Annotated in this window: 8 protein-coding genes; 1 reads left to right on the forward strand and 7 read right to left on the reverse strand. The window is 71.9% G+C overall.

Annotation, left to right across the window (positions count from 1 at the left end):
- Window positions 1-730, forward strand: a 730-nt coding sequence (locus tag J1M41_RS05535) for an A/G-specific adenine glycosylase (RefSeq protein WP_206451332.1), incomplete at its 5' end; no start/stop codon positions are given.
- A gap of 37 nt (window positions 731-767) precedes the next feature.
- Here the strand turns inward: J1M41_RS05535 and J1M41_RS05540 are convergent.
- From J1M41_RS05540 to J1M41_RS05570, 7 genes are all read right to left on the reverse strand, one after another.
- Window positions 768-1,283 carry an amino-acid N-acetyltransferase gene (locus J1M41_RS05540; protein ID WP_206451333.1) on the reverse strand — a complete coding sequence of 172 codons (516 nt, stop codon included), beginning with the start codon at window positions 1,281-1,283 and terminating at the stop codon, window positions 768-770.
- 96 nt (window positions 1,284-1,379) lie between these two features.
- On the reverse strand, window positions 1,380-1,562 hold the full coding sequence (locus J1M41_RS05545; protein WP_041104640.1) for an Rv0909 family putative TA system antitoxin: 183 nt from the start codon (window positions 1,560-1,562) through the stop codon (window positions 1,380-1,382).
- A gap of 326 nt (window positions 1,563-1,888) precedes the next feature.
- Entirely contained in the window at window positions 1,889-4,444 is a 2,556-nt protein-coding gene (locus J1M41_RS05550) for an ATP-dependent Clp protease ATP-binding subunit (RefSeq protein WP_102708231.1), read from the reverse strand.
- A 156-nt stretch (window positions 4,445-4,600) separates the two neighbouring features.
- Window positions 4,601-4,903 (reverse strand): Lsr2 family protein, encoded by a 303-nt coding sequence (locus tag J1M41_RS05555; RefSeq protein ID WP_036314827.1) that lies wholly within the window; start codon window positions 4,901-4,903, stop codon window positions 4,601-4,603.
- A gap of 164 nt (window positions 4,904-5,067) precedes the next feature.
- Entirely contained in the window at window positions 5,068-5,307 is a 240-nt protein-coding gene (locus J1M41_RS05560; RefSeq protein WP_041104642.1) for a hypothetical protein, read from the reverse strand.
- A 1-nt stretch (window position 5,308) separates the two neighbouring features.
- Complete coding sequence (gene lysS / locus J1M41_RS05565; RefSeq protein WP_044658626.1) at window positions 5,309-6,823, reverse strand: lysine--tRNA ligase; 1,515 nt, start codon at window positions 6,821-6,823, stop codon at window positions 5,309-5,311.
- Window positions 6,824-6,855: 32 nt separating this feature from the next.
- Complete coding sequence (locus J1M41_RS05570) at window positions 6,856-7,845, reverse strand: D-glycerate dehydrogenase (RefSeq protein WP_098471071.1); 990 nt, start codon at window positions 7,843-7,845, stop codon at window positions 6,856-6,858.
- Window positions 7,846-7,878: the final 33 nt, after the last annotated feature.

Here is a 7,878-nt window from a genome sequence, read left to right on the forward strand (position 1 = left end):
GCGCTGGCCCACCCCCGCGGACCTGGCCTCCGCCCCCACCGCAGACGTGCTCACGGCCTGGGACCGGCTCGGCTACCCGCGCCGGGCCCTGCGCCTCCAGGAGGCCGCCCGGGCCGTCGTCGAGCGCCACGACGGCCGGGTGCCGGCCGACCCCGCCGCCCTGCGCGCCCTGCCCGGCATCGGCGAGTACACGGCCGCGGCGGTCGCGAGCTTCGCGTTCGGCATCCCCGAGACCGTCGTGGACACCAACGTGCGCCGGGTGATCGCGCGCGCGGTCGCGGGTGAGGCCCTGCCCGGCAGGTCGCTGACCCGCGCCGAGATGCGCCGCGCCCAGGCCCTCATGCCCGAGGACCCCGCCCGCGCCAACGCGTGGAACGCGGCCGTCATGGAACTCGGGGCCCTCGTCTGCACCGCCCGCTCCCCCGCCTGCGACCGCTGCCCGCTGGCGGAGACGTGCGCGTGGGTCGCAGCGGGCTCCCCGCCGCCGGTGGAGGTGCCGCGCGGCCAGGCCTGGGCCGGCACGGACCGTCAGGTGCGCGGGGCCGTGATGGCCGCCGTCCGCGAGCACGGGCGCGTGGCCGAGGCGGAGGTGCCCGCCGTCGTCGTGGCCGGGGGGCGGCTCGGGTCGCACCGCCCCGACGACGCGCAGTGGGCGCGGTGCGTCGCCGGGCTCGTGTCGGACGGGCTGCTGGCCCGGGACGACGACGGCGGCCTCACCTTCCCGGACTGACCTCGCCGGGGCACGGGGCGGCCCGCGGTGCGGCGGATCAGAGGCGGCGGATCATCCGCGTGTTGCCGAGCGTGTTCGGCTTGACCCGGGCGAGGTCCAGGAACTCGGCGACACCCTCGTCCGTGGAGCGCAGCAGTTCCGCGTAGACCTCCGGGTCCACGACGGACTGGTCCGCCATCACCTCGAAACCGTGCCGGCGGAAGAACTCGACCTCGAAGGTCAGGCAGAAGACCCGCTCGACGCCCACGGCCCGCGCACGGTCCAGCAGCTCCTCGATGACCAGGTGCCCGACGCCGGCCCCCCGGTGGGCCTCCGAGACGGCGAGGGTGCGGACCTCGGCGATGTCCTGCCACATCACGTGGAGGGCGCCGAAGCCGGCCAGGGTCCCGTCCGCCTCCTCGGCGACCACGAACTCCTGGATGGCCTCGTAGTAGGCCACAGCCTCCTTCTGGAGCAGCACGCGCTCTTGCGCCAGCGGCTCCACGAGCGCCTGGATGACCGGCACGTCCTGGGTCCGCGCCGAGCGGAGGGTGAGGGGGCGGTCGGCAGGCATGGGGTCCAGTCTAGGCACGGACATCCCGACCCCGGACAGACGGGAGCCCCCGTCCCGGCGGACCGGGCGGGGGCTCCCGCGGCGTCGACGGCAGGCTCAGGCCTGCTGCTCGCCCTCGTCCCCGGACAGGAACTTCTCCTGCGCGCCGTCGACACCCTTGTTCACGGTGTCGCCGTGCTCGCCGAGCTTGTCGCCGTGCTGCTCCTGAGCGTTGTCCACGGCCTCGTCGATCTTGTCCGAGTGCTGGTTTGCGAGGTTGTTCAGGTCACCGATACCCATGGGCGGCCTCCTTCTTCTCGGGGCTGCTCCGCGGCCGTCCCGGCGAGTGCCGGGCCGAAGCGGAGACAGGACCACCGTCGAGCGGTCACAGACCACAGTGGCACCGATCCCGCCGCGAGGGAACCCCTCTCGCGTCTGCGGGGAGGCGGGCCGGTTCAGCGGTCCTTCGCGAGGCCGTCCTTGATGCCGGCGGCGGTGTCGCGGACCTCGGCCCCGACGTCCCCGCGGGGGCACGACGACGGCCCGCCGCCTCCTCCCGAGGGGGAGGGGCGACGGGCCGTGGCCACCGGACGCGCGGTCCGGCGTCGTGGGTCAGGCCCCGCGGGTCACGCGGAGCGGTCGGCGTCCACCGGATCGCCGGCACCGGGCTCGAGCTCGGCCAGGTCCGCACCCTCCAGGGCCTCCCGGCCGCCGGAGAACGTGAACGTCAGCTCGGCGCCCTCCCCCTCGCCCGTGGCGTCCACGGTGATGAGGGAGCCGGCCGGGATCTCACCGAAGAGGATCTTCTCCGAGAGCTGGTCCTCCACCATCTGCTGGATGGTGCGGCGCAGCGGGCGGGCGCCCATGGCCGGATCGTAGCCGCGGTCCGCGAGCAGATCCTTGGCGGACTGGGTGAGCTCGATGGACAGATCCTGCTCCGCCAGGCGCTTGCCGAGGCGGGAGACGAACAGGTCCACGATCTCCACGATCTCGTGCTTCTGCAGCTGCGGGAACACGATCACGTCGTCCACACGGTTGAGGAACTCGGGGCGGAAGTGCTGGCGCAGCTCCTCCTTGACCTTGCCCTTCATCCGCTCGTACCCGGTGGTGGTGTCCGTGGCCGACTGGAAGCCGGTCATGACGCCCTTGGAGATGTCCCGGGTGCCGAGGTTCGTGGTCATGATGATCACGGTGTTCTTGAAGTCCACCACACGGCCCTGCGAGTCGGTCAGGCGACCGTCCTCGAGGATCTGCAGCAGGGAGTTGAACAGGTCCTGATGGGCCTTCTCCACCTCGTCGAACAGCACCACGGAGAACGGACGGCGGCGGACCTTCTCGGTGAGCTGGCCGCCCTCCTCGTAGCCCACGTAGCCGGGAGGGGCGCCGAACAGACGCGAGACGGTGTGCTTCTCCTGGAACTCGGACATGTCCAGCGTGATGAGCGCGTCCTCGTCCCCGAAGAGGAACTCCGCGAGGGACTTGGCCAGCTCCGTCTTGCCGACGCCGGTGGGGCCGGCGAAGATGAACGACCCCGAGGGGCGGTTCGGGTCCTTCAGGCCCGCGCGGGTGCGGCGGATGGCGCGGGACAGGGACTTGATGGCCTCGTCCTGGCCGATCACGCGGCGGTGGAGCTCGTCCTCCATGTTGCGCAGGCGGTCCGTCTCCTCCTCGGTGAGCTTGAACACCGGGATGCCGGTGGACTTGGAGAGCACCTCGGCGATGAGGTCCTCGTCCACCGTGGCGACGTCGGCGTCCGCGCCGGTGCGCCACGCCTGCTCCTTCTCGCGGCGCTCGTCCCCGAGCTGCTGCTCCTGGTCCCGCAGGCGGGCGGCGCCCTCGAAGTCCTGGCCGTCGATGGCGGCCTCCTTCTGGGTGCGCACCTCCGCGATCCGGGACTCGTAGGCCTTGATCTCCGGCGGCACGGTCATGCGACGGATGCGCAGACGCGCGCCGGCCTCGTCGATCAGGTCGATGGCCTTGTCCGGCAGGTGCCGGTCGGAGACGTAGCGGTCCGCCAGGCCGGCGGCGGCCTTGAGCGCGCCGTCGGTGATGGAGACCTTGTGGTGCGCCTCGTAGCGGTCCCGCAGGCCGCGCAGGATCTCCGTGGCGTCCTCGACGGACGGCTCGGCGACCTGGATCGGCTGGAAGCGGCGCTCGAGCGCGGCGTCCTTCTCGATGTGCTTGCGGTACTCGTCCAGCGTGGTGGCGCCGATGGTCTGCAGCTCACCGCGGGCCAGCATCGGCTTGAGGATGCTGGCGGCGTCGATCGCGCCCTCGGCCGCACCCGCCCCGACGAGGGTGTGGATCTCGTCGATGAACAGGATGATGTCCCCGCGCGTGCGGATCTCCTTGAGCACCTTCTTCAGGCGCTCCTCGAAGTCGCCGCGGTAGCGGGAGCCGGCCACGAGGGAGCCGAGGTCCAGCGAGTAGAGCTGCTTGTCCCTGAGCGTCTCCGGGACGTCGCCGCGGTCGATCGCCTGGGCCAGGCCCTCGACGACGGCGGTCTTGCCGACGCCGGGCTCGCCGATGAGCACGGGGTTGTTCTTGGTGCGGCGGGAGAGCACCTGCATGACGCGCTCCATCTCGCCCGCACGCCCGATGACGGGATCCAGCTTGCCGTCGTGCGCGGCCGCGGTGAGGTTGCGTCCGAACTGGTCCAGCACCACGGAGCCGGCGTTCTGGCCGGCCTCGCCGCCCTGGCCCACCCCGGCGCCGGCGGTCTCCTTGCCACCCTGGGCGCCGCCCTGGTAGCCGGAGAGCAGCTGGATGACCGTCTGACGGACGCGGTTCAGGTCCGCGCCGAGCTGCACGAGCACCTGGGCGGCCACGCCCTCGCCCTCGCGGATCAGGCCGAGCAGGATGTGCTCGGTGCCGATGTAGTTGTGGCCGAGCTGCAGCGCCTCGCGCAGGGACAGCTCGAGCACCTTCTTGGCGCGCGGCGTGAAGGGGATGTGGCCGGGCGGGTTCTGCTGACCCTGGCCGATGTCCTCCTGCACCTTCTCTCGCACGGCGCCCAGGGAGATGTCCATGGACTCCAGTGCCTTGGCTGCGACGCCCTCACCCTCGTGGATCAGACCGAGCAGGATGTGCTCGGTACCGATGTAGCTGTGGTTGAGCATGCGCGCCTCTTCCTGGGCGAGCACGACCACCCGCCGGGCGCGGTCGGTGAATCTCTCGAACATGGGCACACTCCTTGCGTACGGTCGTGGTCGAGACTACGCACCCGGGCCGCGTGCCGCGCGACTGTTCGCCAGCGGGAGAAGCGGCCCGGCCGTCGTCGGGAGGGGCCGGAACGAGGCCCGGGGACGCCGATCCCTCGACGCACCCGGGCGGGGCGCTCACTTGCGCTTCGCGTTGCGGTAGGCCTCCACCACGTCGCGGTGCAGACGGCCCCGGCTCGAGACCTCGTAGCCGTTCTCGGCCGCCCACTTGCGGATCTGGGCGGCCTCGACCTTGGGCGACGGCGGCGCCACGGCGCGGCCCTTCTTCATGTAGGGCTTCAGGAACTCACGGAGTTCCGCAGCGTGCTCCTTCGACAGGTCGATCTCGTAATTGCGACCGTCCAATGCAAAGTTCACGGTCTCATCTGCAGGCGAACCGTCAAGATCATCCACGAGGACCACTTCTACCTTCTGTGCCAACGGTGATTCCCACTTTCTTCTCTCGTGCGCGTGTCCCTGGGTTCCGGTCTTCGCTCTCGGGGTTCTTTCCCGCGTGCTCACGATTCCGGCCGTGCACTTGTGGTGATTCAAGAATACCGCAACAAAGCCGGGCAGAAGGATTCTTCAACGCCGGGGAAGGAATCTCACCGGGCGCGGTCCTCCGGATCAGCCCCCGGCCCTCCCTCGGCTCGGCGTCGGGCCGCCCACTCACGGGCCTCGGCCTCCTCGCGGGCCGCCCGCGCGTCCGCGCCCGAGAGCCGGCGGGCCTGACTCTCGCGCTCGCCCGTGTCCGAACGCAGCAGGGAGCGCATCACCAGCCAGAAGATGAGCCCGAGGCCGATCGAGGGGGCGAGGACGGAGAAGTAGTCCCAGAAGGCGGCCATGTCAGGCCTCCGGCTTGAGCAGCGGGAAGAGGATGGTCTCGCGGATGCCGGCGTCCGTGAACAGCATCACCAGGCGGTCGATGCCCAGGCCGATGCCGCCCATGGGCGGGGCGCCGTACTCGAGGGCGCGCAGGAAGTCCTCGTCCAGCTGCATCGCCTCGTCGTCGCCGGCGGCCGCCATCGCCGACTGGGCGGTCAGGCGCTCGCGCTGGATGACGGGGTCGATCAGCTCGGAGAACGCGGTGCCGCGCTCCATGCCGCCGATGATCAGGTCCCAGGCCTCGATGACCCGGTCGTCCGAGCGGTGCGGGCGCGCGAGCGGCTGGGCGGCCGGCGGGTAGTCGTACACGAACGTGGGGTTCATCAGGGTGGGCTCCACGATCTCGCCGAACAGCTCGATCACGAGCTTCTCCGCGTCCCACGCGGGGTCCACCTTGACCTCGTGCTCCGCGGCGATCGCCCGCAGCGTCTCGGCGTCCGTCTCCGGGGTGATCTCGCGGCCCACGGCCTCGGACAGCCCCGGGTACACGGCGACCCAGGCCCACTCGCCGTCGAGGTCGATGACGCCCTTCGCGGTCTCGAGCCGACGCCCGGCGCCCACCGCGTCCGCGGCGTTGAGGATGATCTCCTGCATGCGCTCGGCCATGACGTGCATGTCCGCCCACGCCTCATAGGACTCGAGGGTGGTGAACTCGGGCGAGTGGGTCGAGTCCACGCCCTCGTTGCGGAACACGCGGCCGATCTCGAACACGCGGTCGATGCCGCCGACGACGGCGCGCTTGAGGTACAGCTCGGTGGCGATGCGCAGGGTCATCGGCTGGTCGAACGCGTTGAGGTGCGTCTCGAAGGGACGCGCGAGGGCGCCGCCGTGGACGAGCTGGAGCATCGGGGTCTCCACCTCCACGTAGCCGTGGCCCTCGAGGGTGCGCCGCACCGCCGAGGTGACCTTGGCGCGGGTGTAGACCATGCGGCGGGCCTCCTCGCGCACGATCAGGTCCGCGTAGCGCTGGCGGACGCGGGTCTCCTCGTTCAGGTCCGCGTGCAGCACGGGCAGGGGGCGCAGCGCCTTGGAGGCCATCTCCCATGCCGAGGCCATGATGGACAGCTCGCCGCGGCGCGAGACGATCACCTCGCCGGTGACGGAGAGGAAGTCGCCCAGGTCCACGACCTTCTTCCAGTCGGCCAGGGACTCCTCACCGACGGCGGCCAGGGACACCATGACCTGGAGGCGGACGGCCTCCCCGTCCGCGCCGGACTCCTGCAGGGTGGCGAAGCAGAGCTTGCCGGTGTTGCGGAGGAAGACGACGCGCCCGGTCACCGACACGGTCTCGCCCGAGGCCCAGTCAGGCTCGTGGCCGTCGAACCGCTCACGCACCTCGGCCAGCGCGTGGGTGCGCGGCACCTGCACGGGGTAGGCCTCGCGGCCCGAGGCGAGCAGCTGCTCACGCTTGGCGGCGCGGACGGCCTGCTGATCGTGGTGGTCGACGGCGGCGGAGGCGGAGTTCTGGGTGGTCACGGTCCCCGAGTCTACCGACGGCGCCCCGCCGGTCAGCCGCGCACCCCGGGGTTGACGAGGGCCGGGACCTCCGCGCCCGTGGCCATGGCGATCGCGTTGCGCGCGGCCAGCTCGGCCATTGCGGCGCGGGTGTCCCGGGTGGCGGAGCCCAGGTGCGGCAGGAGCATCACGTTCTCCAGCTCGGCCAGGCCCGGGGCCAGGGCGGGCTCGTCCTCGTAGACGTCCAGGCCGGCGCCGAAGAGCCGTCCCTCGCGCAGGGCTGTGACGAGGGCCACCTCGTCCACCACGGGCCCGCGGGCCGTGTTGACGAGGACGGCGTCGTCCTTCATCTTCGCGATCACCTCCGCATCCACGAGGTGGTGGGTGTCGTCCGTCAGGGGCACGTGGAGGGAGAGGACGTCCGCGACCTCGACGAGCTCCTCCCAGCGGACCTGACGGACGCGGCCGGCGAGGTCGCCGAGCTCCTCGGCCGCCACCTCCCGGTGCGCGGGAGGCCGCGGCGCGAACACGACGTCCATGCCGAAGGCGAGCGCGCGCTCGGCCACCGCCTTGCCGATCCGCCCGAAACCGGCCAGGCCCAGGGTCGCGCCGCGCACGTCCCGGCCCACGAGCAGGTCCGGCGCCCAGCCGTGGAAGCGCCCCTCGCGCACCATCCGCTCGCCCTCGGGGGCACGGCGGGTCACCCCGAGGATCAGGAGCATCGCGATGTCCGCGGTGGCGTCCGTGAGCACGTCCGGGGTGTTGCCGACGGCGATCCCCCGCCGCGTCGCGGCGGCCACGTCCACGTTGTTGTAGCCGACCGCGTAGTTGGCGATGCCCCTGATCCGCGCGTCGGCGAGCACGTCGGCGGTGAACTTCTGGTCCAGGGCCGCGACGACGACGTCGTAGTCCCCCGAGGCCACCAGCCGCGCGAGCGCGGCGTCCCCTCCGACGTCGGCGCCGTCCACCACCTCTCCGGCCTCGCGCAGCATCCCGAGCCCGGGCTCAGGGAGGCGGGTCATGAGCAGGAAACGGGGGGTCACGGCGGGGCCTCACTCTCGGATCGGGGCGGGGAG

Source organism: Micrococcus sp. KRD096, from assembly GCF_017168495.1.
Lineage (GTDB): Bacteria > Actinomycetota > Actinomycetes > Actinomycetales > Micrococcaceae > Micrococcus > Micrococcus luteus.